Annotated in this window: 1 protein-coding gene; it reads left to right on the forward strand. The window is 74.3% G+C overall.

What is annotated here, in order from left to right; genetic code table 11:
* The coding region (locus tag AC5RUJ_RS18805; protein WP_494156579.1) for a FliH/SctL family protein at positions 1 to 338 on the forward strand (338 nt) is incomplete at both ends.

Consider the following 338-nt stretch of genomic DNA (forward strand, 5'->3'; position numbering starts at 1 on the left):
GCGGCCACCCGTGCGCTGGAGGAGCGGACCGCGCCGGTACTTGCCGCCGCGCAGGACACCCTGGCCGCCGCGGCCATGGAACTGGCCGAAGCCATCCTGGGCCATGAATTGTCCGACGGCGCGGCCTCCGCCCGTTCGGCCCTCACCCGGGCCCTGGCCGGGGTGGATGCCTCGCGCGTGCACACCGTGCGGATGAATCCGACGGACCTGACCATGCTGGCGCCGGAGACGCGGCAGCAGGCCGGCGTGAGCTTCAGCCCCGATTCGTCGCTCGCGCCGGGGGACGCCGTCACCGAATTCGCCGACGGCTTCCTGGACGCGCGGATCGGCGCCGCGCT

The sequence above is a fragment of the Arthrobacter sp. Y3223164 genome, assembly GCF_059091005.1.